General features: G+C 67.5%; 24 protein-coding genes. 8 read left to right on the top strand and 16 right to left on the bottom strand.

Annotated elements, in window-relative coordinates; translation table 11 throughout:
* Positions 1–87: 87 nt before the first annotated feature.
* The 6 genes from ACV22W_RS23040 to mltG form a co-directional block, all read right to left on the bottom strand.
* Positions 88–444: a Rap1a/Tai family immunity protein gene (locus tag ACV22W_RS23040; protein ID WP_006485939.1), complete on the bottom strand. Its 357-nt coding sequence runs from the start codon at positions 442–444 to the stop codon at positions 88–90.
* A 120-nt stretch (positions 445–564) separates the two neighbouring features.
* Positions 565–1,275 (bottom strand): ankyrin repeat domain-containing protein, encoded by a 711-nt coding sequence (locus ACV22W_RS23035; RefSeq protein WP_448021981.1) that lies wholly within the window; start codon positions 1,273–1,275, stop codon positions 565–567.
* A gap of 43 nt (positions 1,276–1,318) precedes the next feature.
* Entirely contained in the window at positions 1,319–2,098 is a 780-nt protein-coding gene (locus ACV22W_RS23030; protein ID WP_059538079.1) for a TatD family hydrolase, read from the bottom strand.
* A 79-nt stretch (positions 2,099–2,177) separates the two neighbouring features.
* A complete protein-coding gene (locus ACV22W_RS23025; RefSeq protein WP_448021979.1) occupies positions 2,178–3,206 on the bottom strand; it encodes a DNA polymerase III subunit delta' in 1,029 nt (342 codons plus the stop codon).
* 18 nt (positions 3,207–3,224) lie between these two features.
* Positions 3,225–3,845 (bottom strand): dTMP kinase, encoded by a 621-nt coding sequence (tmk, locus tag ACV22W_RS23020; protein ID WP_448021977.1) that lies wholly within the window; start codon positions 3,843–3,845, stop codon positions 3,225–3,227.
* Positions 3,845–4,864: an endolytic transglycosylase MltG gene (gene mltG, locus ACV22W_RS23015; protein ID WP_448021976.1), complete on the bottom strand. Its 1,020-nt coding sequence runs from the start codon at positions 4,862–4,864 to the stop codon at positions 3,845–3,847. The genes tmk and mltG overlap by 1 nt, the downstream gene beginning before the upstream one ends.
* 77 nt (positions 4,865–4,941) lie before the next feature.
* Here mltG and ygfZ point away from each other — a divergent pair, with 77 nt between their 5' ends.
* Together ygfZ and ACV22W_RS23005 are read left to right on the top strand one after the other, a co-directional pair.
* Complete coding sequence (gene ygfZ / locus ACV22W_RS23010) at positions 4,942–5,976, top strand: CAF17-like 4Fe-4S cluster assembly/insertion protein YgfZ (protein WP_448021974.1); 1,035 nt, start codon at positions 4,942–4,944, stop codon at positions 5,974–5,976.
* A 76-nt stretch (positions 5,977–6,052) separates the two neighbouring features.
* Entirely contained in the window at positions 6,053–6,898 is an 846-nt protein-coding gene (locus ACV22W_RS23005) for an NRDE family protein (RefSeq protein WP_448021972.1), read from the top strand.
* A gap of 17 nt (positions 6,899–6,915) precedes the next feature.
* Here the strand turns inward: ACV22W_RS23005 and ACV22W_RS23000 are convergent, their stop codons facing one another.
* From ACV22W_RS23000 to ACV22W_RS22980, 5 genes are all read right to left on the bottom strand, one after another.
* The gene (locus ACV22W_RS23000; RefSeq protein WP_448021970.1) at positions 6,916–7,356 is read right to left on the bottom strand and encodes a GNAT family N-acetyltransferase; all 441 of its coding nucleotides are present in this window, start codon (positions 7,354–7,356) and stop codon (positions 6,916–6,918) included.
* A 34-nt stretch (positions 7,357–7,390) separates the two neighbouring features.
* Positions 7,391–8,350 carry an alpha/beta hydrolase gene (locus ACV22W_RS22995; protein WP_448021968.1) on the bottom strand — a complete coding sequence of 320 codons (960 nt, stop codon included), beginning with the start codon at positions 8,348–8,350 and terminating at the stop codon, positions 7,391–7,393.
* Positions 8,351–8,411: 61 nt separating this feature from the next.
* Positions 8,412–9,410, bottom strand: a complete 999-nt coding sequence (locus tag ACV22W_RS22990; protein ID WP_448021966.1) for an NADP-dependent oxidoreductase — start codon at positions 9,408–9,410, stop codon at positions 8,412–8,414.
* 108 nt (positions 9,411–9,518) lie between these two features.
* Positions 9,519–9,998 carry a PaaI family thioesterase gene (locus ACV22W_RS22985; protein ID WP_006753420.1) on the bottom strand — a complete coding sequence of 160 codons (480 nt, stop codon included), beginning with the start codon at positions 9,996–9,998 and terminating at the stop codon, positions 9,519–9,521.
* Positions 9,995–10,309: a Dabb family protein gene (locus ACV22W_RS22980; RefSeq protein ID WP_059529737.1), complete on the bottom strand. Its 315-nt coding sequence runs from the start codon at positions 10,307–10,309 to the stop codon at positions 9,995–9,997. The genes ACV22W_RS22985 and ACV22W_RS22980 overlap by 4 nt, the downstream gene beginning before the upstream one ends.
* Positions 10,310–11,160: 851 nt before the next feature.
* On the opposite strand from ACV22W_RS22980, the gene ACV22W_RS22975 reads away from it, so the two are divergent.
* A complete protein-coding gene (locus ACV22W_RS22975; protein WP_448022093.1) occupies positions 11,161–13,302 on the top strand; it encodes a hypothetical protein in 2,142 nt (713 codons plus the stop codon).
* Positions 13,303–13,447: 145 nt separating this feature from the next.
* Here the strand turns inward: ACV22W_RS22975 and ACV22W_RS22970 are convergent, their stop codons facing one another.
* From ACV22W_RS22970 to ACV22W_RS22950, 5 genes are all read right to left on the bottom strand, one after another.
* Positions 13,448–14,848, bottom strand: coding sequence for a sensor domain-containing diguanylate cyclase (locus tag ACV22W_RS22970; RefSeq protein ID WP_448021964.1), 1,401 nt, complete (start codon positions 14,846–14,848; stop codon positions 13,448–13,450).
* 298 nt (positions 14,849–15,146) lie between these two features.
* The gene (locus tag ACV22W_RS22965; protein ID WP_448021962.1) at positions 15,147–16,325 is read right to left on the bottom strand and encodes an acetyl-CoA C-acyltransferase; all 1,179 of its coding nucleotides are present in this window, start codon (positions 16,323–16,325) and stop codon (positions 15,147–15,149) included.
* A gap of 45 nt (positions 16,326–16,370) precedes the next feature.
* Positions 16,371–17,003 carry a bifunctional nicotinamidase/pyrazinamidase gene (gene pncA, locus ACV22W_RS22960; protein WP_059698553.1) on the bottom strand — a complete coding sequence of 211 codons (633 nt, stop codon included), beginning with the start codon at positions 17,001–17,003 and terminating at the stop codon, positions 16,371–16,373.
* 43 nt (positions 17,004–17,046) lie between these two features.
* A complete protein-coding gene (locus ACV22W_RS22955; RefSeq protein ID WP_448021960.1) occupies positions 17,047–19,131 on the bottom strand; it encodes a 3-hydroxyacyl-CoA dehydrogenase NAD-binding domain-containing protein in 2,085 nt (694 codons plus the stop codon).
* A 182-nt stretch (positions 19,132–19,313) separates the two neighbouring features.
* Complete coding sequence (locus ACV22W_RS22950; RefSeq protein ID WP_448021958.1) at positions 19,314–20,957, bottom strand: 3-(methylthio)propionyl-CoA ligase; 1,644 nt, start codon at positions 20,955–20,957, stop codon at positions 19,314–19,316.
* Positions 20,958–21,120: 163 nt separating this feature from the next.
* On the opposite strand from ACV22W_RS22950, the gene ACV22W_RS22945 reads away from it, so the two are divergent.
* The 5 genes from ACV22W_RS22945 (at position 21,121) to ACV22W_RS22925 (ending at position 24,925) form a co-directional block, all read left to right on the top strand.
* Positions 21,121–22,689, top strand: a complete 1,569-nt coding sequence (locus ACV22W_RS22945; protein ID WP_448021956.1) for a protein adenylyltransferase SelO — start codon at positions 21,121–21,123, stop codon at positions 22,687–22,689.
* Between the two features lie 38 nt (positions 22,690–22,727).
* A complete protein-coding gene (msrB, locus tag ACV22W_RS22940; RefSeq protein WP_448021954.1) occupies positions 22,728–23,159 on the top strand; it encodes a peptide-methionine (R)-S-oxide reductase MsrB in 432 nt (143 codons plus the stop codon).
* 124 nt (positions 23,160–23,283) lie between these two features.
* Positions 23,284–23,814 (top strand): septation protein A, encoded by a 531-nt coding sequence (locus tag ACV22W_RS22935; protein ID WP_448021953.1) that lies wholly within the window; start codon positions 23,284–23,286, stop codon positions 23,812–23,814.
* 1 nt (position 23,815) lies between these two features.
* Positions 23,816–24,124 (top strand): BolA family protein, encoded by a 309-nt coding sequence (locus ACV22W_RS22930; RefSeq protein WP_448021952.1) that lies wholly within the window; start codon positions 23,816–23,818, stop codon positions 24,122–24,124.
* Positions 24,125–24,142: 18 nt separating this feature from the next.
* Positions 24,143–24,925: a peptidylprolyl isomerase gene (locus tag ACV22W_RS22925; RefSeq protein ID WP_059529712.1), complete on the top strand. Its 783-nt coding sequence runs from the start codon at positions 24,143–24,145 to the stop codon at positions 24,923–24,925.
* The last annotated feature ends 106 nt before the right edge of the window (positions 24,926–25,031 follow it).

Genomic DNA, 25,031 nt, shown 5'->3' with positions numbered 1-25,031 from the left:
CGGGATGCTTCGGTTATGAGGCGCGGCGGCCTCGTCCTGGATGCGTCGGCGACGTCCGGGCAATGCGCACCCGGCCCCGGCGTCAGATCAGTTGCCGCTCCTGCAGGGGAACGCCTTGCCGAGACCGAGCGACACCGCGGTGCTCGCGTTGTAGTCGGCCAGCTTCGGGTTCTCCGCGATGTACTTGCGCACCGCGTCGGTCATCTGCTGCGCCCGGATGTCGGGCGGCAGGCAGAAATACTGCCCGACGCGCGGCCCCGTGGTGCCGCCGATCGCGTCGATCGTGTTGTAGACGCCATCGGCGGCGCCTTCGATGTAGGCCGCGCACGACGCCCGCGACTTGACGTCGGTCTTCGCGCACAGCCGGTCGAGATCCGCGCCCGTGAAAGCCGCCGCCGACAACGGCACGGCGAACGCCGCGGCACAAAACATAGCCCGCAACATGGTGTTCCTTATGTCAATGCGGCCCAGGGGCCGCTTGCTGCGCTGACCGGCGCGGCGGCCGGACGCCCGCGGCCGGCCGGATTCCGGCCGGCCGGGCGCTGCGCCACCGCGCCGAAACCGTCATTTTGCACTCTTTTGGGCATCTGCCGGCGCCGACGCACCGACGCGCACCGTCCGCTTGCTCAGGATGTCGATCGCGTCCGGCGCCTTGTAGTGCTTCGCGAACTCGAGCGCGGTGATGCCGAGCTGGTTCTTCACCTGCGGATCGGCGCCCTGGTCGAGCAGCAGGTTGACCGTCGTCGCGTGGTTCCCGCGTGCGGCCATCATCAGCGGCGTCGTGCCGTTCGGCGATGCGGTGTCGATATACGCGTCGTGGTCGAGCAGGATCTTGACGACCTCGTCCTGGCCGTTGGTCGCCGCGTAATGCAGCGGCGCCCAGCCCTTCTTGCTGACTTCCGCGCCCTTGTCGATCAGCAGCCTGACGAGCCCGACGTCGCCGTTCAGCGACGCGAGCATCAGCGCGTTCTCGCCGGCCTTGTCTTCCTTCTCGAGGTCGACGTTCGGCGTCGTGGCGATCGCGGCGGCAACCTTGTCGGACTTCTCGCGCGCGGCGATCACGAGGATGGGGTCGCCGTTCGGCGCGAGCGTGTTCGGATCGAGCTTGCCGCTCTTGAGCTGCTTGCCGATATCGGCGATGTCGTCGAACTTGACCGCCTTGACGATGGCGTCGAGCGACTCGGCATGCGCGCCGGCGGCGGCAAAGAGGCCGCTCGCGACGAGCGCGGCGGCGGCGAGTGCGCGCTTGGGCAGATATGTGGTCGGCTTCGTCATTGTTGTGGGCTCCTTCCCTGGGTTGTCGGCTGGCCGCGCGTCGTTAGCGGGCAATCTTGAACAGCCGGAAAAAGTTCTGTGTCGTCGCATCGGCGAGCGCCTCGACGGCAATCCCGCGCTCGGATGCGATAAAGCGTCCGACATGGCTGACGTACGCAGGTTCATTCGGCTTGCCGCGATACGGCACCGGCGCGAGGTACGGCGAGTCGGTTTCGATCAGCAGCCGGTCGAGCGGCACGCGCCGCGCGACGTCCTGCACGTCGGTCGCGTTCTTGAACGTGACGATCCCCGACAGCGAGATATGGAAGTTCTGCGCGAGCGCCTGCTCGGCGACGGGCCACGGCTCGGTGAAGCAGTGCATCACGCCGCCGGGCACGTCCGCGCGCTCCTCGGCCATGATCCGCAGTGTGTCTTCCGACGACGAGCGCGTATGGATGATCAGCGGCTTCATCGTCGCGGTCGCCGCGCGGATGTGCGTGCGAAAGCGTTCGCGCTGCCACTCCATGTCGGCGATCGAGCGGCCCTCGAGGCGATAGTAGTCGAGGCCCGTCTCGCCGATCGCGACGACCTTCGGGTGCGCGGCCAGCTCGATCAGTTCCGCGAGCGTCGGCTCCCGCGCGTCCTCGTGATCCGGGTGCACGCCGACCGAAGCGTACACGTTGTCGTGCGCCTGCGCGATGGCGAGCACGTCGGGCAGCGTCTCGAAGTCGACCGACACGCACAGCGCGTGCGTGACGTCGTGCTCGCGCATGTTCTCCAGCACGGCAGGCAGGCGGTCGGCGAGACCCTTGAAATTGATGTGGCAGTGAGAGTCGACGAACATCGTGTTTCCTGAATACGGTTGGCGGGCGCTCATGCGCTCGCCGGCAATCGTTTCCTCACCCGAAGGAAACAATACGCGCTCACGCGAACATTTCCCGATAACCGAGAAACAGTTCCTCGAATACGAGCCGGGCATTGAGCGGATGGTTCTCGACCGTCCGCTGGCGCGTCACGGCCTTCATGAAGCGCGCGAACGCATTCGCGTCGACGCCTTCCGCGCACCGCGCGAGCGCGGCCGACTGCATCGGGAAGTAGCGCGGCGCGCCCGCCATCCGCTGCGCGAGCAGATCGTAGAGCCAGCGCTGCAGCCAGCCGAGCACCAGCGGCACCGGCAGCTTCTGCAGCGTCTCGCCGCACGCGAACGGATCGCATGCGGCGCCGGCCGCGAGTTGGCCGAGCGTGAAATCGCGAAGCGGGCGGTTCTCGTCGCTCGCGAGCGCCAGCGCGGCGAGCGGCGCGCCGCCGGCCTCGGCGAGCAGCGCGCGCGCATCGTCGATGCCCTGCGCCGCGAGCCACGCCGCGGCCGCGTCGGGCGCCGGCACGGTCATCGGCCACTGCCGGCAGCGGCTGATGATGGTCGGCAGCAGCCGGTCGATGCGCGCCGACACCAGCAGGAACACGACGCCCGACGGCGGCTCCTCCAGCGTCTTCAGCAACGCGTTCGACGCGGCGACGTTCAGCGCCTCGGCCGGATACAGCACGACGACGCGCGCGCCGCCGCGGTGCGAACCGACCCCGCAGAAGTCGAGCAACGCACGCACCTGCTCGATCTTGATTTCCTTGCTCGGCGTGCGCGTCTTCTTGGCGCCTTCGTCCGCGTCGGCCGGCTTCGCGTCGTCGGTGGCGCCCGGTGCCTCGCCCGCGAGCGCCTCGGGCAGCACGATCCGGTAGTCCGGATGATTGCCCTGCGCGAACCACGTGCAGGCCGCGCAGGTGCCGCACGGCTCGCCGTTCGGCTGCGGCGCCTCGCACAGGAAGCCCTGCGCGAGATGCTGCGCGAACTGCAGCTTGCCGATCCCGGCCTGGCCGTGCAGCAGCAGCGCATGCGGCCACTGCGCACGCAGTTGCTGGAGGCGATTCCAGTCGTCGGTCTGCCACGGATAGATCATGTGGTGCGTTCCTTCCTGTTACAGCGCGGCGAGCACGCGTTCGAGCTGCTGACGGATTTCGGGAATCGTCTGCGTCGCGTCGACGATCGCGAAGCGGTGCGGCGCCTCTTCCGCGCGCCGCAGGTATTCGCCGCGGGTGCGCGAGAAGAATGCCTCCGACTCGCTTTCGAACTTGTCGGGCATGCGCGCGGCGCCGCGGCGCTCGCTCGCCACCTGCGGCGCGACGTCGAACAGCACCGTCAGGTCGGGCTGGAAACCGCCCTGCACCCAGCGCTCGAGCGTCTCGAGCTTGTCGCGCGGCAGCCCGCGGCCGCCGCCCTGGTACGCGAACGTGGCATCGGTGAAGCGATCGGACACGACCCAGTCGCCGCGCGCGAGTGCGGGCTCGATCACGAGCGCGAGGTGCTCGCGCCGCGCGGCGAACATCAGCAGCGCTTCGGTCTCGAGATCCATCGGCTGGTTCAGCAGGATCTCGCGCAGCTTCTCGCCCAGTTGCGTGCCGCCCGGCTCGCGGGTAACGACGACCTGCCGGCCGCTCGCGGCCAGCCTGGCCTGGAGGCGTTCGCAGAACCATTGCAGGTGGGTGGTCTTCCCCGCCCCGTCGATGCCTTCGAACGTGATGAATTTACCGCTCGCCATTATTGACCTCGTATGTACTTGTCCACGGCCTTGTTGTGGTCGCCGAGCGTGTCCGAGAACACGCTCGTGCCGTCGCCCTTCGCGACGAAATAGAGCGCGCTCGTCTGGGCCGGGTTGATCGCCGCCTGCAGCGCGGCGACGCCCGGCAGGGCGATCGGCGTCGGGGGCAGCCCGCGGCGCGTGTAGGTATTGTAGGGAGTGTCGGCCTGCAGGTCGCGCTTGCGCAGGCGGCCGTCGTACGCGTCTCCCAGGCCATAGATCACCGACGGATCGGTCTGCAGCGGCATCCCGATGCGCAGCCGATTCGCGAATACCGCCGCGACGAACGCGCGATCGGCCGCGTGGCCCGTTTCCTTTTCGACGATCGACGCGATCGTCAGCGCTTCGTAAGGCGTCTTGTACGGCAGTCCGGGCACGCGCGCGGCCCACGCTTCGTCGAGACGCGCCTGCATCAGGTGGTACGCACGCCGGTAGATGTTCAGATCGCTCGTGCCCTTGTCGAACAGGTAGGTGTCGGGGAAGAACAACCCCTCGCCGCTGCCGCGCTGAATCGCGTTGTCCGGCGCGCCGATTGCGCGCAACAGCTCGGCGTCGCTCATGCCGGCCGACGCGTGCGCGAGATCGGGATTGCCGTCGAGTTCCGCGCGCATCCGCTTGAAGGTCCAGCCTTCGATCACCGTCGCGACGTATTCGTTCACGTCGCCCCGCGCGATCTTCTGCAGCACGTCATATGGCGTGATGCCCGTCTTGAATTCGTAGTTGCCGGACTTGAGCCGGCTCGACAGCCCGAGCAGGCGCGTCATCGCGACGAAGCCGAGCGGCTCGACCGGCACGCCGCCGCGCTCGAGCTGCAGCGCGACGCTCTTCACGCTGCTGCGCGGCTTGATCGTGACGTCGAGCGACGCGGCGCCCAGCAGCAGCGGCCGGGTCGCCCAGTAATATCCGCCGCCCGCGCCGGCAGCGGCCACAACGACGGCCAGCGCCGCGACAGTCGCGGCGCATTTCTTCAGTAGGGACATGGAAACGTGACTCAGGTAAGACCCATATAATACTTGCTCGCCTTCGTCAAAGTCAGGGTTGACTGTTCCCTCATTCCATGAGCACACCGTTCGCTTCACCGGCTGCCCAGCCCGCATCCGTCTCGCTCCCCGTTTTCCCCCGCCCGTCCGCCGCCGATTTCGACGCGCCGGGCGCCTGCATGCCGCTTGCGCAGTTCGGCGTGATCGACGTGGCCGGCGACGACGCCGCGACGTTCCTGCACAGCCAGCTCACCAACGACATCGAGCATCTCGATGCCGCGAGCGCTCGCCTGTCCGGCTATTGCTCGCCAAAGGGCCGCCTGCTCGCGTCGTTCCTCGCGTGGCGCGCCGGTCACGGCGTGCGTCTGCTTGTCTCGAAGGATGTCCAGGCCGCCGTGCAGAAACGGCTGTCGATGTTCGTGCTGCGTGCGAAAGCGAAACTGACGGACGCGAGCGACGCGCTCGCGGTGGTGGGCTTCGTGGGCGACGTGCGCGATGCGCTGTCGGGCATCTTCGACGCGCTGCCGGACGGCGTGCACGTGAAGGTCGACGGCCCGGCCGGGGCGCTGATCCGCGTGCCGGACGCGGCCGGCCGCAAGCGCTACTTGTGGATCGGGCCGCGCGAGGAAGTCGGCGCGCGTCTCGCCGCGCTTGCCGGCACGCTGCCGGTCGTGTCGCCGGCCGTATGGGACTGGCTCGACGTGCGCGCGGGCGAGCCGCGCATCACGCAGCCGGCCGTCGAACACTTCGTGCCGCAGATGGTCAACTTCGACGTGATCGGCGCCGTTAACTTCCGCAAGGGGTGCTACCCGGGCCAGGAAATCGTCGCGCGCAGCCAGTACCGCGGCACGATCAAGCGCCGCACCGCGCTCGCCCACGTCGCCGGTGAGACCGACACCGTGCATGCCGGCATCGAGCTGTTCCACAGCGACGACCCGGGCCAGCCGTGCGGGATGATCGTCAACGCGGCGGCCGCGCCCGCGGGCGGTGTCGACGCGCTCGTCGAGATCAAGCTGGCCGCGCTCGACAGCGGCACGGTGCACCTCGGTTCGGCCGACGGTCCGGCGCTCGCGTTCGACGCGCTGCCGTACGCATGGCCGACGGAAGCGTGACGCACTGACAACCCGTTCGCACGCCGGCTCGCACATGGCGGCCGGCGCCCGAAATTTCCTGCGAGAGATTCGCCCGATGTGTCTGATTGCCTTCGACTGGCAGCCTGATGCCGCCGCCGGTCCCGTCTTTACCCTGACCGCCAACCGCGACGAATTCTTTCGCCGTACGAGTGCGCCGCTTTCGTGGTGGGAGGATGTGCCGGGCGTGCTCGCCGGCCGCGATCTCGAAGCGGGCGGCACGTGGCTCGGCGTGTCGCGCGACGGCCGCTTCGCGGCGCTGACCAATTACCGCGCGCCGTTCGACATTCGCGCGGGCGCGCCGACCCGCGGCAAGCTCGTGTCCGACTTCCTCCGCGGCCCGTCCGTCGCGCCGCTCGACTACCTCGGCGAGCTGGCCGAGCACGCGGCTGTCTACAACGGCTTCAACCTGCTGGTCGGCGACTGGAAGCGGCGCGAACTCGCGTGGCTCTGCAATCGCGCGGCCGAAGGTGAAACCGGGATCGCCGCGCCGGTCTCAATCGGCGCCGGCGTGCATGCGCTGTCGAACGCGCGGCTCGATACGCCCTGGCCGAAAGTCGTGCGCAAGCGCGCCGAGCTCGGCACGCTGCTGACCGACAACCCGACCCCGTCGCTCGACGAGCTGATCGAGCTGATGCGCGATCCGCATGTCGCGGACGACGACGCGCTGCCGCATACCGGCATTCCGGTCGAGCGCGAGCGGGCGCTGTCGGCCGCGTTCATCGAGACGCCCGAATACGGCACGCGCGGCACGACCGCGCTGCGCGTGACGATGAAGGAAGGCGTGCGGCTGACGGTCGACATCAAGGAACGCTGCGACGACGATGGCTCGCATCGCACCGTTCGCCCGGGCAGTTTCGAGCGCGTGTTCACGTTCGACATCGACGCAACGCAACCGCGCTGAGCCTGCCGCACGCGGCACTAGGGCGCACGCGCCATCTCGACGTGCGGCACGCCGATTTCGACGAACGGTTCGCCGATCGCCGCGAAGCCGTGCCGCACGTAGAACGACACAGCGGCATCCTGCGCATAGAGTCGCACGACCGACTCGCCGCGATGCCGCGCGGCGTCCAGCAGCGCATGCAGCACGGCCGATCCCGCGCCCTGCCCGCGCGCGTCGGCCAGCACCGCGACGCGGCCGATCGTGCCGGTGCGCAACAGCCGTCCCGTCGCGACCGCGCGGCGCGCGCCGGTCGCCGCATCGACACGGTAGGCCACCGCGTGCAGCGACAGCGGATCCTCGTCGTCGAGTTCCCATTCCGGCGGAATCCGCTGCTCGCGCACGAACACCGCATCGCGAATACGTGCGGCATCGCCGCCCAGCACGGCCCAGTCACCCGTTTCCACCCAGCCGTCGGTCATCGCTTCCTCCGCGCGGCGCCGGGCGCCGCCGACGTCAAACGTCGTCGAATGCGGCCTTGAGCGCCGCCACCGCATCGGCATGCGCGGCCCGCACCTCCGGCACGTAGCCGCCCATCTTGAAGAACTCGTGGATCATCCCCGGATAGCAGACCAGCGTAACCGCATTGCCGGCCGCGCGCAGCTTGTCCGCGTACGCGGCGCCCTCGTCGCTCAGCGGATCGTATTCGGCCGTCGCGATCCAGGCCGGGGCCACACCGGCGAACGACGGCGCGCCGCGCGTGCCGTCGAGCGGCGCGAAGCGCCAGTCGTCGCGGTCGGATCGATCCCGCACGTATTGCGTGAAGAACCACTGGATCGTGTCCTGCGTCAGCAGGTAGCCGTTCGCGAGCCGTCCGTGCGATTCGGTGTCCTGGTGGCCCGTCACGCCCGGATAGATCAGCAGCTGCAGCGCAAGGTCGATGCCCGCGTCGCGCGCGAGCACCGCGCAGACGGTCGCGAGCGTGCCGCCCGCGCTGTCGCCGCCGACCGCGAGCCGCGCCGCATCGATGCCGAACGCGGCGGCCTCGCGATGCAGCCAGCGCAATGCGTCGTCGGCGTCGTTCACCGCGGTCGGGAAGCGGTGCTCGGGCGCGAGCCGGTAGTCGACCGACAGCACCGCGCACTGCGCGTCGCGCGCGAACATGCGGCACAGCGCGTCGTGCGTATCGACGCTGCCGACCGTGAAACCGCCGCCGTGGTAATAGACGAACGCCGGCAGCGGTTCGGCGAGGCTCGGCTCGACCGGCAGGTACAACCGCGCGCCGATCGTGCGGCCATCGCGCGTCGGCACGACGCAGGCCTCGACCGAATGCATCGGCGCGGGCGCGACATCGAGGATCGGCGCACTTTTCTCGTACGCGGCGCGCGCCTGCTGCGGCGTCTGGTGGTGATAGGACGGGCGTTTTGCGCGCTCGACCATGTCGAGTATCTGGGCGATCTTCGGATTCAGCGGCATCGTTGAGGACGGCGCGCGCGGCGCCGCGAACGGACAAGCGTCACATGATGCCACGGGCAGATCAGACGAGCTGCACGAGCTGCTTGCCGAAATTGCGGCCTTTCAGGAGCCCGAGGAACGCGTCCGGCGCCCGCTCGAGTCCGTATGCGATCGTCTCCCGGTAATGCAGCTGCTTCGTCGCGACGAGTTCGCTGAGCTCGGCCAGCGCGGGCGGCCATGCGTCGTGGTGTTCGAACACGATGAAACCCTGCATCGTCAGCCGCGAGCGCAGGATCAGCCCCGGGTTCGCGAGCGGCACGGGCTCGCCGTCGTAGCCGGCGATCATCCCGCACACGGCGATCCGGCCGAATGCGTTCATCCGCGTCATCGTCGTGTCGAGCACGGCGCCGCCGACGTTCTCGAAACAGCCGTCGACGCCGTCCGGCGTCGCGGCGGCCAGATCGTCGGCCAGCCGGCCGGCCTTATAGTCGACGCACGCGTCGAAGCCGAGCGTGTCGACCACGTAGCGGCACTTGTCGGGGCCGCCCGCGATACCGACCGCGCGGCATCCAGCGCGTTTCGCAAGCTGGCCGACGACGCTGCCGACCGCGCCGCTCGCCGCGCTGACGACGATCGTTTCGCCGGCTTTCGGCGCGATGATCCGGTTCAGCCCGACCCACGCCGTCACGCCCGGCATGCCGGTCACGCCGAGCCAGGCGGACAGCGGCACCCGCGACGTGTCGACCTTGCGCAGCCCGTCGCCGTTCGACGTGCCGTATTCCTGCCAGCCGAACTGGCCGACCACGTGCTCGCCGACAGCGAAATCCGGGTGACGCGATTCGATCACCTCGCCCGCCGTGCCGCCGATCATCACTTCGTTCAGCGGCTGCGGCACCGCGTACGACTTCGCGTCGTTCATGCGTCCGCGCATGTACGGATCGAGTGACAGGAAATGGTTGCGGACCCGCAGCTCGCCGTCGGCGAGCGGCACGAGCGGCGTTTCGACGAGCCGGAAGTTGTCGGCGCTCGCGGCGCCTTGCGGGCGTGACACGAGCAGGATCTGGCGATTGATCGCGTTCATGGCTGTCTCCTTGGCTTCGTTCGCACCGTGACGCCGCCCCATTGCGAATCCGTGCCGCAAAACGAAACGGCCCTGCCCGTGACCAGGCAGGGCCGCGCGTTCCGGCGCTTACGCGTCGCTCGGGCCGGGCTGGGCATCCGGCGCGGTACGCGTGCGTTGCCGCTTGATGTCGCGGCCGACCGCGAGCCGCCGCATGTACTTGAACGTGCCGAGCGCCTTCGCGACGAAGTTGCCGTCGCTGTCGCGCACTTCACCTTCGCAGTACGCCATCGTCGTCGAACGATGCATCACGCGCCCGTATGCGCGCAATTCGCCGCGCCCGGGCTGCATGAAATTCACCTTCATCTCGACCGTGACGACGCCGACGCCGTCGTCGGTCAGGCTCCGGGCGGCCATCGCGAGCGCGATGTCCGACAGGGTCATCGTCACGCCGCCGTGCGCGATGCTCCACGTGTTCATGTGCCGCTCGTCGAGCGGCAGCACGATCTCGCTCGCGCCATCCTTCGCGGACACGAGCCGCACGCCTAGCAGATCGACGAACGGGCTTTCGATCGACGGGCCATCCGTCGGGGATGCCGCGTCGCTCATCGTGCGCTGTCGGACAGGTAGTCGACGCACTGGCGCGATTCGGCCACGGCAACGACGAATTTCTTCACTTCCTGGTGAACCGGGTGCACCTGGTACGCATCGAGCGCGGCCTGATCCGTGAAATCGGACACGAGCACGACGTCCGACGTGGCTTCCAGGCCCGGCGTCGCGATGCCGACGTCGAGTTGCAGGATGCCCGGCACGAGGTCGCGGCAGCCTTCGAGCTTTTCCTTCAGCTTCAACGCGTTTTGCGCACGCGTGCCGCCTTCCGCCGATTCTTTCAGCTTCCACATCACGATATGTCTGATCACTTCCGTTGCTCCTGTTCGTTGGCGTGCGTGCTGCCGGCGCGCCGCTGGGGCGGCGGGCAACGCACCCCGTCTGTTGTCGGTCTGCGCCGTTTGCCCGCGGGCGCGGGCGGGCCGGGACGAAACGAGTCGAATATCGACCGTCGTCCGGTCGTTCCGACGACGATACGCGATTTTTCACCGCATCGACATTCGACGACGCGATCCGGGAAACGGCGGCAGGCACCAAGCCTACCAAACTTGACGACGACGATGGTGTGATCATGCGGCGGCCAGCCCGCATCGGTTGTCCGGCGGCGGCAATTGCGTCCGTCTCCGGCCGAACGGCAGGAACTCGCATTGCTCAGCCTAATCGCCTGGCTCCATGCTCCCAATCGCCGGATTGAAGCGCCATTGCCGACCACTTGATCGATCGTTATCCGGATTGGTTATTCACATTTTCACAGTCGCACCTTTTACCGATTTAACGAGTAATAGTTACGATCGAACCGACGATTAAAGATTCGAAAATCCATAAAACGTCATTGACTTCGACTTTCATCGAAATTTAGAATCCCATACAACGTGTTTCGTCTGATCAATTCGATACCGCACGAACATCGCCCTTCGCCTGCGCGAAAGCGTTCTCCAGTGACTACACCCGCATCAAAACGGGAGGCGCGTTCTTTTGCCTTCATTTTTCGGCATTGATCGTCCACTCGATTAATGCCGTTCAATTCGCCTCCCGAGCATCACGCAGCGATTAATCCCGGGCATTTTCAGAATGCCCGCGACGCAGAACAACGCAGATCAAGCCGTCCGCTCATTCAAGCATTCCGATAAAAATCACATGCATCAGGAGGGTCGTCATGAAGATGCACCGCTTCGCGAAATCGCTGTGTCTCGGATTCGTCTGCGCTGGCCTGCTCGCCGCCTGCAACGACGATGACGTCCAGTCGAGCGGTACGCCGTCGAACAGCGCCGCACTGTCGTTCCGCATGGACGCCGGCGGGCAGATCAATGCGTTCTACCGGCAGGACAAGGTCGCCGCGCACCTGCTGGTGCGCTCGTCGACGAAACCGCGTCTGCTCGTGGTGTTTCCGGCCGGCAACAGCGGCACCGGTCTGTGGTTCGACGACGTCGCTCAGCCGGTGAACTGGAGCCTCGACACGTCGCCGTCCGCGCTGTCGGCGCCCGACACGCACGGTCGCGCGCTGTACGGCATCGGCGCCGACGTGTCGGTCGACACCGACACGCTGACGATCCGCCAGGGCCTGCTCGGCAGCGTGCGCTTCCTGCGCGACTTCAACGGTGGCGCGACGATTCCGCCGGAGATCGTCACCGCCCCGACGGCCCAGGGCAGCGCCGCGCAATGGCAGCGCGACCGGATCGACGGCGCGCCCGGCCAGATGCTGCGCATCACGCTGCGCGACGGCGGCAGCATCGCGACGGCTGCGGGCGGCAAGCTCGTGCTGCGCGCGGCGGCCGGCGCCCGTACGCTGAAACTGCACGTCGACGCGCTGTCGGGCGAGACGCCGCTGTCGCCGATCCTGCGCGCGGACCTGCTCGCGCCGTCCGTGAATCCCGACCCGGTCAGCCAGAACGTGCTCGAATTCCTGAGTTTCCACGACAAGCTGCTGGCCGGCTCGTGGCAATACGACACCTACTTCGGCCGCGACACGCTGATCTCGGTGCGCATGCTGATGCCGGTGCTCGAGCCCGCGGCGGTCGAGGCCGGGCTCACGTCGGTGCTGAGTCGCCTGTCGAACGACGGCAAGGTCGCGCACGAGGAAGGCATCGGCGAATTCGCGCTGGTCGACAACGCGAAGCACGGCCGGCCGAACGACGCTACGCCGACCTACGATTACAAGATGATCGACAGCGACTACCTGCTCGCGCCGATCGCGGCGGCCTGGCTGATCGACGACACGCGCGGCCAGGCGCGCGCGGCCGCCTATCTCGCGCAACGCGGCAGCGACGGCCAGACGAACGGCAGCCGGCTCGTCGTCAACCTGCTGCACGTCGCGGCGACCGCGCAGCCGTTCGCCCAGCAGCCGTCGGTCGCGCACCTGATCCACCTGCGGCCCGGCGAGATCGTCGGCAACTGGCGCGACAGCACCGACGGGCTCGGCGGCGGCGTCTATCCGTACGACGTGAATGCGGTGCTCGTGCCCGCCGCGCTGCGCGCGGCGAATGCGTTCCTCGCGCGCGGCCTGCTCGATCCTTACCTGGACGCCGGACAACGTGCGACGCTCGCGAACACGGCAACCGAAGCGGCCATCTGGGAGCAGCAGGCGCCGCCGCTGTTCCAGGTGAGCGTGCCGGCCGCGCAGGCGGCGACCGACGTATCGGCCTATGCGCCGTCTGCCGGTGTGCCGGCCGGCACCGCGCCGAGCGCGCCGCTGACGTTCTACGCGCTGTCGCTCGACCAGCAAGGCGCGCCGATCCCGGTGATGAATTCCGACGGCGGCTTCGCGCTGCTGTTCGGCACGCCGCCGGACGACCAGCTTCAGCGGATCGTCGCCGACGTCACGCGGCCATTCCCGACCGGGCTCGTCACCGACGTCGGGATGTTGATCGCGAACCCCGCGTATGCGAACCAGGCGCTGTGGCCCAAATTCACGAGTTCCGCGTATCACGGCACGGTGATCTGGTCGTGGCAGCAGGCGATGTGGGTCGCCGGGCTCGACCGCCAGCTCGCGCGCCAGGATCTGTCGGACACGACGCGCACGCTGCTGACGCAGGCCCGGCAGACGATCTGGCAGGTGATCTCGAACGGACGCGACATGCGCACGTCGGAAATGTGGACCTGGTCGTACGTGAACGGCCGCTACCAGACCGATGCATTCGGCACCCGCAGCGCGGATGCAACCGAGGCCAACGCGGCACAGCTGTGGAGCACGACGTATCTCGCGATCCGCGATCCGCAACTGCGCGCGGGCAAGTACTGGTGGCAGGCGTCGCAGCGGATGCAGGACGCGCAGCCGGAGCGTGCGGCGGCCATCGCGTCGCGCTAGCCGATGCGCCAGTGAAACGAAAGCCCCGCACACTCATGCTCGTGCGGGGCTTCATTTCGGGTGCGTGCGAGACGGACCTGCCTCGCGTCGCGCCATCATGTTGCGGCCGCGCGCACTACGTAGTCGAATGCGCGACGGCCGCTCGTCAGTGCGCGACCACGCGATTGCGCCCGTCGCGCTTCGCCTGGTACAGCCGTTCATCGACCGCCCGCAGCAATGCATCGACCGTGCTCCCGTCGACACCGTACTGCGCGACGCCGACGCTGACCGTCACCTGCACGCGCTTGAAATCCAGCCCGAACGGCGAACTCGCGATCGACGAACGCACGCGCTCGGCCGTCATGCGCGCGCCTTCGAGCGGCATCTCGGGCAACAGCGCCATGAATTCCTCGCCGCCGACCCGCGCGAGCGCACCGGCCGGACGAATCGCCTCGAGACACTGGCGCACGACGCCGCGCAGCACCTCGTCGCCGATCTGGTGCCCGTACGCGTCGTTGATGTTCTTGAAGTTGTCGAGATCGAGCGCGAGCAGGCAAAACGGCGTGCCGTCGCGCTCCGCGCGCACGATCTCGCGCTCGACCTGCGCGATGAACTGGCGGCGGTTCGACGCGCCCGTCATCGGATCGGTCGCGGCCATGTATTCGAGCTTCTGGTTCGTGCGCCGCAATTCCTGCAGCGCACTCTCGGTGCGCGCCATCGATTCCGACAGCCGGCTCATCAGGTCTTCCTGGCTGTAGATCGCCGAGAACGAGCGCGTCGTCTGCAGCGCCTGCACGACGCCGTAGCTGAGCAGGAAGAACCCACCCGCGAAGATCGCATGCGCGAGCCACCACATGTGGTTCCAGGGCTTGCCGAGGATGAACGCGAGCGACGACAGCGCGAACGCCATGATCGACACGCCGTAGATCACCATCAGCGGCGAACGGATGCGCCGCGCGAGCAGCACGCCGACGTTGAGCAGCGAAAACACCAGCGCGCCGCCTTCCATCGACAGCCGCGTGCCCAGCGCACCGGCGACCGGCGAATACGCGATGTACGCCACCGTTACGTTGATGACCAGGAACAACCCGATCCACGGCAGCCACGTTCGCGCGCGCGTACGCTTCTCGAACCGATCGGGCGGCTGCGAATACGACAGCAGGCCCGTCAGCAGCAGGATCGACATCACGAGGCGCGATGCGGGCCCGTACAGCAGGAACAGCCAGATGTTGTGATGCGCCATCCCGGTGAACGCGCCGTGCATCGCATAGATTATCGCGAAGCCCAGAAAGCCGAGTGTCAGCCAGCGCAGCAGCGGCTCGCCGGACGACCGATAGCACACCCATGTCACGTAGGTGACGAACGCACCCTCGAGGGTCGCGGCCGCGATCGCGATTTCATGGAAGGCGTGGCTCTCGAACACGACGTGCGGGTCGCTGAAGAACCACAGATAGGCAATCAGATAGGCTGGCAGCAATGCGAAGCCGACCAGCAGGCATTTCGCATAGAGCCTCGCGGCCGCGCTGACGACGCGCGGCGGTTCCCCGGCTGCATAGGTCGTGCTCAATTCGGTCCCCGTTCGGTCTGCTGCGTGGTTCGAACGTTCACGGTGCCGGACACGCGCGATGCATCGACTGCGCCGGCTACCGGAAACGCATCGCGTGCGTCGGTGCGATGCACGCGTTGCCCCATCCCGCCGAAAGGCAAATGTCAGAGCAAGTATAGGTGCGGCAATTCGTTTGACAAGTAAGGGGAAACGGCAGCATCGAACCGGCACCGTTTGCTTCCCGATCCTTTCGAATCGCATTCGACGGCCGCGGCTTGCGTCGGCGCAAGCGGCGGCCGTCGGCCGGCATGCAAAAAAATCAGACGATTTCGAACAGGCCGGCGGCGCCCTGCCCGCCGCCGATGCACATCGTGACGACCACGTATTTCACGCCGCGCCGCTTGCCTTCGATCAGCGCATGCCCCGTCAGGCGCGCACCCGACACGCCGTACGGATGGCCGACCGCGATCGCGCCGCCGTTCACGTTCAGGCGGTCGTCAGGAATCCCGAGCGTATCGCGGCAGTACAGCACCTGTACCGCGAACGCTTCGTTCAGTTCCCACAGGCCGATGTCGTCGACCTTCAGCCCCGCCTGCTTCAGCAGCTTGGGCACCGCGAACACCGGGCCGATGCCCATTTCGTCCGGCTCGCAACCGGCGACCGCGAAACCCCGGAACACGCCGAGCGGCTGCAGCCCTTCGCGCTGTGCGACATCCGCGTTCATCACCACGCACGCCGACGCGCCGTCCGAGAACTGGCTCGCGTTGCCCGCGGTGATCACGCCGCCCGGCACGGCCGAACGGATCTTCGACACGCCTTCGAGCGTCGTGTCGGGCCGGATGCCTTCGTCGACCGACACCGTCACGTCCTGCGTGAACAACCGGCCCGTCGCCTTGTCGGCGATGCCCGCGCGTACGGTGATCGGCACGATCTCGTCGTTGAAGCGCCCGGCTTCCTGCGCGGCCGCGGCCCGCAATTGCGACCGCACGCCGTACTCGTCCTGCCGCTCCTTCGAGATTCCGTAGCGCTTCGCGACGTTCTCGGCAGTCTGAAGCATGTTCCAGTAGATCTCGGGCTTGTGCTCGACGAGCCAGCCCTCCTGGATCATGTGCCGATTCATCTCGTTCTGCACGCACGAGATCGATTCGACGCCGCCCGCGACATACACGTCGCCCTCGCCCGCGATGATCCGCTGCGCGGCGAGCGCGATGGTCTGCAGCCCGGACGAGCAGAAACGGTTCACCGTCATCCCCGGCACGCTCACCGGCAGCCCGGCGCGCAGCGCGATCTGCCGCGCGATGTTCGCGCCGGTCGCGCCTTCGGGATTCGCGCAGCCCATGATCACGTCCTCGATGCGCGCGGGGTCCAGCTTCGCGCGTTCGAGCGCGGCCGCGACCACGTGGCCGCCGAGCGTCGCGCCGTGCGTCATGTTGAATGCGCCACGCCACGATTTCGCGAGCGGCGTGCGTGCGGTCGATACGATTACGGCTTCGGTCATGCGAGTCTCCTTCGGTCCTGCTGTCCTGAATCGGATGGGAATGCGCTACGCCGTCGGGCGCGCGCCCGCGGACGTCACGTGCGCGACGCCCGCCGCCTGCATCTGTTGCCATGCGTGCGCGAGCGACCCGTTCAGGTCGATCGCACGGCACGCATCGTTGATCACGGCGGCCTCGAAGCCGGCCGCGCGCGCATCGAGCGCGGACCACGCGACGCAATAGTCGGTCGCGAGCCCGCAGCACCACACGCGTTTCGCGCCGAGCTCGCGCAGATAGCCGGCCAGCCCCGTGCGCGTCGTGCGGTCGGCTTCGACGAACGCGGAATAGCTGTCGACCTGCGCGTCGCCGCCCTTGCGGATCACGAGCCTCGCATGCGGGATGTCGAGGTCGCGATGCAGCGCCGCCCCTTCGGTGTCCTGCACGCAATGCACGGGCCACAGCACCTGCTCGCCGTACGGCAGTGCGAGTGTCGAGAACGGCTCGCGCCCCGGGTGATTCGCCGCGAACGACACGTGGTCGCGCGGGTGCCAGTCCTGCGTCAGCACGACCTGGTCGAAGCGTCGCGCGAGCGCGTTGATCACCGGCACGACCGCGTCGCCGTCCGGCACCGCGAGTGCGCCGCCCGGCATGAAGTCGTACTGCACGTCGATCACGAGCAACACGTCGTCAGTGCGTTTCATTGCGTTTCTCCTTGCAAGCCCGGTCGCGCCGTCAAGTCCGGCGTCAGCCGTTGAACCCGCGTCCGGTCTTCGCCAGTTCGACGATCGACGGCGCGAGCTGCCACGCGTCGCCGTTCGGCGCGGCCGCATAGCGGCGGATCGCGCGCTCGACGTTGTAGAGGCCGACCATGTCCGCATACAGCATCGGGCCGCCACGCCACAGCGGGAAGCCGTAGCCGGTCAGATAGACCATGTCGATGTCGGACGCCTTCGACGCGATCTTCTCCTCGAGAATCTTCGCGCCTTCGTTGACGAGCGCGAACACGAGCCGCTCGACGATCTCGTCATCGCCGATCTTGCGCCGCTCCACGCCGCGCTCCTTCGAATACGCGACGACCATCTCGTCGACGAGCGCCGACGGCTTCGCCTTGCGCTCGCCCGGCACGTAGTCGTACCAGCCGCCGCCCGTCTTCTGGCCGAAGCGGCCCTGTTCGCACAGGCGGTCGGCGATCTTCGAGTAATGCAGGTCGGGCTGCTCGACATAGCGGCGCTTGCGGATCGCCCAGCCGATGTCGTTGCCGGCGAGATCGCTCATCCGGAACGGGCCCATCGCGAAACCGAACTTCTCGATCGCGCGATCGACCTGCGCGGGCAGCGCGCCTTCCTCGAGCATGAAGAGTGCCTGGCGGATGTACTGCTCGATCATCCGGTTGCCGATGAAGCCGTCGCACACACCCGACACGACCGCCGTCTTGCGGATCTTCTTCGCCACCGCCATCACGGTGGCAAGCACGTCCTTCGCGGTCTGCGCGCCGCGCACGACTTCGAGCAGCTTCATCACGTTCGCCGGGCTGAAGAAGTGCATGCCGACCACGTCGTGCGGCCGCTTCGTGAACGCGGCGATCTTGTCGACGTCGAGCGTCGACGTGTTCGACGCGAGGATCGCACCGGGCTTCGCCACCGCATCGAGCTGGCCGAACACCTGCGCCTTCACGCCGAGCTCCTCGAACACGGCCTCGACGATCAGGTCCGCATCCTTCAGGTCGTCGTAGGACAGCGTCGGCGTGATCAGCGCCATGCGCGCGTCGAGCTTCTGCTGCGTGAGCTTGCCCTTCTTCACCTGCGCGTCGTAGTTCTTGCGGATCGTGGCGAGCCCACGGTCGAGCGCGTCCTGCTTCGTCTCGAGCAGCGTGACGGGCAGGCCCGCGTTGATGAAGTTCATCGCGATCCCGCCGCCCATCGTGCCCGCGCCGATCACGCCGACGCGGCGAATCTCGCGCACGGGCGTATCGGCCGGCACGTCGGGAATCTTGCTCGCCGCCCGCTCGCCGAAGAATGCATGGCGCAGCGCGCGGCTTTCCGGCGTCATCATCAGCGCGACGAAACCGTCGCGCTCGGCGACGCTGCCCTTGTCGAAGCCGTTCAGCACGCCGGCCTCGATCGCATCGATGCACTTGTGCGGCGCGGGGAAGTTCGGCGCGGCGGCCCGCGCGGAATTGCGCGCGAACTGGATGAAGCCCGCCGCATTCTCGTGGACGATCCTGCGATCGCACACGCGCGGATGCGGCCCCTGCCGCGCGCCGACCTTGCGCGCGAACGCGACGGCCGCGTCGAGCAGGTCGCCATCGGCCATCTCGTCGAACAACCCGCTCGTCGCGAGCTGCTCCGACGGCACCGGCGCGCCCGACACGATCATGTTCAGCGCGGTTTCGAGGCCCACTGCACGCGGCAGGCGTTGCGTGCCGCCCGCACCCGGCAGCAGGCCGAGCTTCACTTCGGGCAGCGCGACCTGCGCACCGGGCGCCGCGACGCGATAGTGCGCGCCGAGCGCGAGCTCCAGGCCGCCGCCCATCACGACGCTGTGCAGGGCCGCGACGACCGGTTTCGCGCTCGCCTCCACCGCGCGGATCACGGTGTGCAGCGTCGGTTCCTGCAGGGCCTTCGGGGTATTGAATTCGGTGATGTCGGCGCCGCCGGAGAACGCACGGCCCGCGCCGGTCAGCACGATCGCCGTGACCGACGGATCCTGCGCGGCGCGATCGAGCGCGTCCATGACGCCCTGGCGTGTCGACAGGCCGAGCCCGTTGACGGGCGGATTGTTGAGGGAGATGACGGCCACGCCGTCGCGAGTCGAGTAATCCACTGCCATCTGCCTGCCTCCATGCATCGCGCGCCGGGGTGGCTGCGCTTCATTGTGCGCGGTCGAACGGCCGCATGTCCGGATCGAACGGAGGCAGCATACAACAAAAAAGCACGGTCGTTCAATTTGATTTTTTCCCGATCCGGGGGCCGGATCGGGAGACCGCGCGGGGGGCCGTCGCCGGCCGCGGCTTACGGCTCGCCGACCGCCGTCGGCAGCACGTAGTTGCGGAACGTCTCGCGCAGCTTCAGCTTCTGCAGCTTGCCGGTCGCGGTGTGCGGCAGCGATTCGACGAACACGACGTCGTCGGGCACCCACCACTTCGCGACCTTGCCCTCGTAAAACGCGAGCAGCGCGTCGCGCGTGAGGTTCGCCCCTTCGCGCGGCACCACGACGAGCAGCGGACGCTCGGTCCATTTCGGGTGCGCGCACGCGATGCAGGCGGCTTCGGCGACACCCGGGTGCGCGATCGCGACGTTCTCGATGTCGATCGAGCTGATCCACTCGCCGCCGGACTTGATCACGTCCTTGCTGCGGTCGGTGATCTGCAGGAAGCCGTCGGGGTCGATCGTCGCGACGTCGCCGGTCGGGAACCAGCCGTCCGACAGCGGCGACGTATCGCTCCTGAAGTAGCGATCGATCACCCACGGCCCGCGCACCTGCAATTCACCGAACGCGACGCCGTCCCAGGGCAATTCGTTGCCGTCGTCGCCGACGATCCGCATGTCGACACCGCAGATCACGCGCCCCTGCTTCTCGAGCAACCTGCGCTGCGCGTCGAGCGGACGTTGCGACTGCGCCCAGTTCAGCGTCGCGAGCGTGCCGAGCGGCGACAGCTCCGTCATCCCCCACGCGTGGATCACGCGCACGCCGTATTCGTCCTCGAACGTGCGGAGCATCGCGGGCGGGCAGGCGGAGCCACCGATCACCGTGCGGTTCAGCGTGGAGAAACGCACGCCGGCCTCGCGCATGTAGTTCAGCAGCCCGAGCCACACGGTCGGCACGCCGGCGGAGAACGTCACGCGTTCGGCCTCCATCAGTTCGTACAGCGACTTGCCGTCGAGATCCTTGCCGGGCAGCACGAGCTTGCCGCCCGTGAGCGGCACCGCATACGGCAGCCCCCACGCGTTCACGTGGAACATCGGCACGACGGGCAGCACGGCGTCGAGCGCCGACAGGTTCATCGCGTCGGGCAGCGCGGCGCCGTATGCGTGCAGGACCGTCGATCGATGCGAATACAGCACGCCCTTCGGGTTGCCGGTCGTGCCCGACGTGTAGCACAGGCCGGACGCCTGCAATTCGTCGAGACGCGGCCAGTCGTAGCGGCCATCCTCGGCGTCGACGAGCGTTTCGTAGCACAGGAACGGCGTCGCGCCGGACGGCAGGTGCGCGGCGTCGGTCATCGCGATCCAGCCTTTCACGTGCGGACATTGCGGCGCGATCGCGTCGACGAGCGGCGCGAAATTGATGTCGAAGCAGACGTAGCGGTCTTCCGCGTGATTGACGATGTAGGCGATCTGCTCGGGAAAGAGACGCGGGTTGATCGTATGGCACACCGCGCCCATCCCGCCGATCCCGTAGTACGCCTCCAGATGACGGTAGCCGTTCCAGGCCAGCGTGCCGACACGATCGCCCGATTCGACGCCGAGCCGCGCGAGCGCCTGCGCGAGCCGTTTCGCGCGCTGCTCGCAGTCGCGGTACGTGTAGCGATGCAGGTCGCCTTCCACGCGCCTCGACACGATCTCCGTGTCGCCCGCATGGCGCGCGGCGTGCGCGATCAGCGACGACACGAGCAACGGCATGTCCATCATCTGGCCCAGCAACGGCTTACCCATCGTCTTGTTCTCCCGGAAGGACGCGAATCGGTGACCAGCCTCGAAACGGTGCGCCCGCTTGACCCCGTCCGCGGCCCGGACAGGCCTGGCGCAAGGCGCGCGGGCCGCCATGCGGGCGGCGCGGCGCCGCCTTACAATATCGGCTTACCCAGAGGCGCTCAACATGTCGTTTTCCCGAAGCGAAGCCGATCCGGCTGACACTCTCCCCGACCTCGCCGCGACGCTCGGCGCGCCGGCCACAGGCGCGTTCGTCACGCTCGGCGACGCGTTTCATACGCGGCTGCCGGCCGCGCCGTTGCCCGCGCCGTACGTCGTCGGCTTTTCCGACGAAGTCGCCCACCTGCTCGGCCTGCCGGTGTCGCTCGACCGGCAGCCCGGGTTCGCCGAGCTGTTCACCGGCAACCCGACGCGCGACTGGCCCGCGAGTGCGATGCCGTATGCGTCGGTGTATTCCGGTCACCAGTTCGGCGTGTGGGCCGGCCAGCTCGGCGACGGCCGCGCGCTGACGATCGGCGAACTCCCCGGCACGGACGGCCAGCGCTACGAACTGCAGATCAAGGGTGGCGGCCGCACGCCGTATTCGCGGATGGGCGACGGCCGCGCGGTGCTGCGTTCGTCGATCCGCGAATTCCTGTGTTCGGAAGCCATGCATCATCTCGGCATCCCGACCACCCGCGCGCTCACGGTCATCGGCTCCGACCAGCCGGTGGTGCGCGAGGAGATCGAGACGTCGGCTGTCGTCACGCGTGTTTCGGAGAGCTTCGTGCGCTTCGGCCACTTCGAACATTTCTTCTCGAACGATCGCCCCGACCTGCTGCGCCAGCTCGCCGATCATGTGATCGACCGCTTCTATCCGGCATGTCGCGACGCCGACGATCCGTACCTCGCGCTGCTCGAGGCCGCAATGCTGCGCACGGCCGACCTCGTCGCGCAGTGGCAAGCGGTCGGCTTCTGCCACGGCGTGATGAATACCGACAACATGTCGATCCTCGGCGTGACGATCGACTACGGCCCGTTCGGCTTCGTCGACGCGTTCGACGCGAACCACATCTGCAACCACTCCGACACGAGCGGCCGCTACGCGTACCGGATGCAGCCGCGCATCGCGCACTGGAACTGCTACTGCCTCGCGCAGGCGCTGCTGCCGTTGATCGGGCTGCAGCACGGGATCGCCGACGACGATGCGCGCGCCGAGCGTGCGGTCGACGACGCGCAGGCCGTGCTCGCGAAGTTTCCCGAACGCTTCGGCCCCGCGCTCGAACGCGCGATGCGCGCGAAGCTCGGCCTCGAGCTCGAGCGCGAGAACGACGCCGAGCTCGCGAACAAGCTGCTCGAAACGATGCACGCGAGCCATGCGGACTTCACGTTGACGTTCCGCCGGCTCGCGCAGTTGTCGAAGCACGACGCGAGCCGCGACGCGCCGGTGCGCGACCTGTTCATCGATCGCGACGCATTCGACGCGTGGGCGAACCTCTATCGCGCACGGCTGTCCGAGGAAACGCGCGACGACGCGGCCCGCGCGGCCGCGATGAATCGCGTGAACCCGAAATACGTGCTGCGCAATCATTTGGCCGAAGTCGCGATCCGGCGCGCGAAGGAAAAGGATTTTTCCGAAGTCGAGCGACTCGCGCAAGTGCTGCGCCGCCCATTCGACGAACAACCGGAACACGAAACGTATGCGGCATTGCCGCCCGACTGGGCCGGGTCGCTCGAAGTGAGCTGCTCGTCGTGACCCGCACGACCCGACCGACCGATCAGGAGAACACCCACATGTCACACGAATCCGACGACAAGACCTTCCCGTACCAGAAGGACGACGCCGAACTGCGCCGCCGACTCACGCCGATGCAGTACGAGGTCACGCAGCATGCGGCGACCGAGCGCGCCTTCACCGGCGAATACACCGACACCGAGGACGCCGGCATCTACAAATGCGTCGTCTGCAGCACGCCGCTGTTCGAATCCGGCGCCAAGTTCCATTCGGGCTGCGGTTGGCCCAGCTACTTCAAGCCGCTCAACGGCGAGGTGATCGACGAGAAGATCGACCGCTCGCACGGCATGGTGCGCGTCGAGGTTCGCTGCAACCATTGCGGCGCGCATCTCGGCCACGTGTTCGAGGACGGACCGCGCGACAAGACCGGTTTGCGGTACTGCATCAATTCGGCTGCGTTAAACTTCGAGTCCCGACCCGAAAACGAATGAGCGGCACCGGACGAATCGGTCGGACAGCCTTTCCGGCTGCCCCGATCCCGGACGGTGACGCCTGGCGGGTCCCCACAACGGTGAACGGCCGCGCGATGCGGCCTTTCACGCAGCTGCGAGCGCCATGAAATTCCTGTTCGATCTGTTTCCGATCATCCTGTTTTTCGCCGCCTTCAAGGTCTGGGGCATCTTCACCGCCACCGCCGTCGCGATCGTCGCGACACTGGCCCAGGTCGCGTGGGTGGCCTTCCGGCACCGGAAGGTCGACACGATGCTGTGGGTCAGTCTCGGCGTGATCGTCGTCTTCGGTGGCGCCACCCTCGTCCTGCATGACGAGAAATTCATTCAATGGAAACCGACTGTGCTGTACTGGCTGTTTGCGATCGGGCTGCTCGCCGCACGCTATGCGTTCGGCAACAACCTGATCGAGAAGATGATGGGCAAGCAGCTCACGCTGCCGCACCCCGTGTGGGACAAGCTGAACGTCGCGTGGGCGCTGTTCTTCGCGGTGCTCGGCGTCGCGAACCTGTACGTGGTGCACAACTTCACCGAATCGCAGTGGGTGAACTTCAAGCTGTTCGGCACGACGGGCGCGATGGTCGTGTTCATTATCCTGCAGAGCCTGTGGCTCACGAAGTACATGAAGGACGAATGACATGACCGACGCTTTCCTGAACGCCTCGCCCGACGAGCGCATCGCACTGATCGAGGCGCGCCTCACCGCTTCGCTCGCACCGCTGTCGCTCGACGTGCGTGACGACAGCGCGCAGCACGCCGGCCACGCCGGCGCGGCCGCGGGCGGCCACTACACGGTGACGATCGTGTCGCCCGCCTTCGCGGGCAAGCCGCGCGTCGCGCGGCACCGGCTGGTGTATGATGCGCTCGCTGATGCGATGCAGCGCGGCATTCACGCGCTCGCGATCGTGGCTTATACGCCCGAAGAATTCAACGAATCTTCAATCTAGTCTCAACAGGAATTCCCGATGATCCTGAAATCCCCCCGCCTGTGGGTCGCGGCGGCTGCATTCGCAGCGGCACCGGCATTCGCCCAGAACATCGCCGTCGTCAACGGCACGCCGATTCCGAAGTCGCGAGCCGATGCGATGGTCGCGCAGCTCGTCCAGCAAGGCCAGACCGACAGCCCGCAGCTGCAACAAGCCGTGCGCCAGGAACTCGTGAACCGCGAAATCCTGATGCAGGAAGCGATCCGCGAAGGCATCCCGAACCGTCCGGACGTGAAGGCGCAGGTCGCCGTCGCGCAACAGACGGTCGTGCTGCGCTCGATGATCGAGAGCTTCCTGAAGAAGAACCAGCCGACCGACGCGGAAGTGAAGGCGCGCTATGACGATCTGGTGAAGGGTGCCGGCGGCAACCGCGAGTATCACCTGCACCACATCCTCGTCGACAGCGAGCAGCAGGCGAAGGATCTGATCGCGAAGATCAAGGCCGGCGCGAAGTTCGAGGATCTGGCAAAGCAATACTCGAAGGATCCGGGCTCGGGCAAGAACGGCGGCGACCTCGACTGGTCCGATCCGAAGGCGTACGTGCCGGAATTCGCGGCCGCCGCGCAGAAGCTCCAGAAAGGCCAGATGACCGACGCGCCGGTGAAGACGCAGTTCGGCTGGCACATCATTCGTGTCGACGACGTCCGCGACATCGCCCCGCCGCCGTTCGACCAGGTGAAGGCGCAGATCGCGCAGCAGCTCGTGCAGCAGAAGCTGCAGGCGTTCGAGGAAGGCCTGCGCCAGCAGGCGAAGATCCAGTAACGTCGGCGACGATCGCCCACGCAAAGGTCGCTCCCCGGAGCGGCCTTTTTCTTTTTCATGCTCGCTTGCGGTCGACCGGCCCACGCGGTGGCCGCGCAAAGAAAAA

It is taken from the genome of Burkholderia sp. AW49-1 (assembly GCF_053427845.1).
This window is presented reverse-complemented; position numbering and strand designations above follow the sequence as displayed.

Bases quoted from the DNA above. Each gene is read 5' to 3' on its own strand.
- ACV22W_RS23000 (WP_448021970.1), bottom strand. From the start codon at position 7,356: ATGACCGACGGCTGGGTGGAAACGGGTGACTGGGCCGTGCTGGGCGGC.
- ACV22W_RS22930 (WP_448021952.1), top strand. From the start codon at position 23,816: ATGACCGACGCTTTCCTGAACGCCTCGCCCGACGAGCGCATCGCACTG.
- ACV22W_RS22965 (WP_448021962.1), bottom strand. From the start codon at position 16,325: ATGACCGAAGCCGTAATCGTATCGACCGCACGCACGCCGCTCGCGAAA.
- ACV22W_RS22990 (WP_448021966.1), bottom strand. From the start codon at position 9,410: ATGAACGCGATCAATCGCCAGATCCTGCTCGTGTCACGCCCGCAAGGC.
- ACV22W_RS22975 (WP_448022093.1), top strand. From the start codon at position 11,161: ATGCACCGCTTCGCGAAATCGCTGTGTCTCGGATTCGTCTGCGCTGGC.
- ACV22W_RS22950 (WP_448021958.1), bottom strand. From the start codon at position 20,957: ATGGGTAAGCCGTTGCTGGGCCAGATGATGGACATGCCGTTGCTCGTG.
- ACV22W_RS23005 (WP_448021972.1), top strand. From the start codon at position 6,053: ATGTGTCTGATTGCCTTCGACTGGCAGCCTGATGCCGCCGCCGGTCCC.
- ACV22W_RS22935 (WP_448021953.1), top strand. From the start codon at position 23,284: ATGAAATTCCTGTTCGATCTGTTTCCGATCATCCTGTTTTTCGCCGCC.
- ACV22W_RS23030 (WP_059538079.1), bottom strand. From the start codon at position 2,098: ATGTTCGTCGACTCTCACTGCCACATCAATTTCAAGGGTCTCGCCGAC.
- ACV22W_RS22925 (WP_059529712.1), top strand. From the start codon at position 24,143: ATGATCCTGAAATCCCCCCGCCTGTGGGTCGCGGCGGCTGCATTCGCA.
- tmk (WP_448021977.1), bottom strand. From the start codon at position 3,845: ATGGCGAGCGGTAAATTCATCACGTTCGAAGGCATCGACGGGGCGGGG.
- ACV22W_RS23025 (WP_448021979.1), bottom strand. From the start codon at position 3,206: ATGATCTATCCGTGGCAGACCGACGACTGGAATCGCCTCCAGCAACTG.
- ygfZ (WP_448021974.1), top strand. From the start codon at position 4,942: ATGAGCACACCGTTCGCTTCACCGGCTGCCCAGCCCGCATCCGTCTCG.
- pncA (WP_059698553.1), bottom strand. From the start codon at position 17,003: ATGAAACGCACTGACGACGTGTTGCTCGTGATCGACGTGCAGTACGAC.
- ACV22W_RS22985 (WP_006753420.1), bottom strand. From the start codon at position 9,998: ATGAGCGACGCGGCATCCCCGACGGATGGCCCGTCGATCGAAAGCCCG.
- msrB (WP_448021954.1), top strand. From the start codon at position 22,728: ATGTCACACGAATCCGACGACAAGACCTTCCCGTACCAGAAGGACGAC.
- ACV22W_RS22995 (WP_448021968.1), bottom strand. From the start codon at position 8,350: ATGCCGCTGAATCCGAAGATCGCCCAGATACTCGACATGGTCGAGCGC.
- mltG (WP_448021976.1), bottom strand. From the start codon at position 4,864: ATGTCCCTACTGAAGAAATGCGCCGCGACTGTCGCGGCGCTGGCCGTC.
- ACV22W_RS22945 (WP_448021956.1), top strand. From the start codon at position 21,121: ATGTCGTTTTCCCGAAGCGAAGCCGATCCGGCTGACACTCTCCCCGAC.
- ACV22W_RS22955 (WP_448021960.1), bottom strand. From the start codon at position 19,131: ATGGCAGTGGATTACTCGACTCGCGACGGCGTGGCCGTCATCTCCCTC.
- ACV22W_RS23035 (WP_448021981.1), bottom strand. From the start codon at position 1,275: ATGACGAAGCCGACCACATATCTGCCCAAGCGCGCACTCGCCGCCGCC.
- ACV22W_RS23040 (WP_006485939.1), bottom strand. From the start codon at position 444: ATGTTGCGGGCTATGTTTTGTGCCGCGGCGTTCGCCGTGCCGTTGTCG.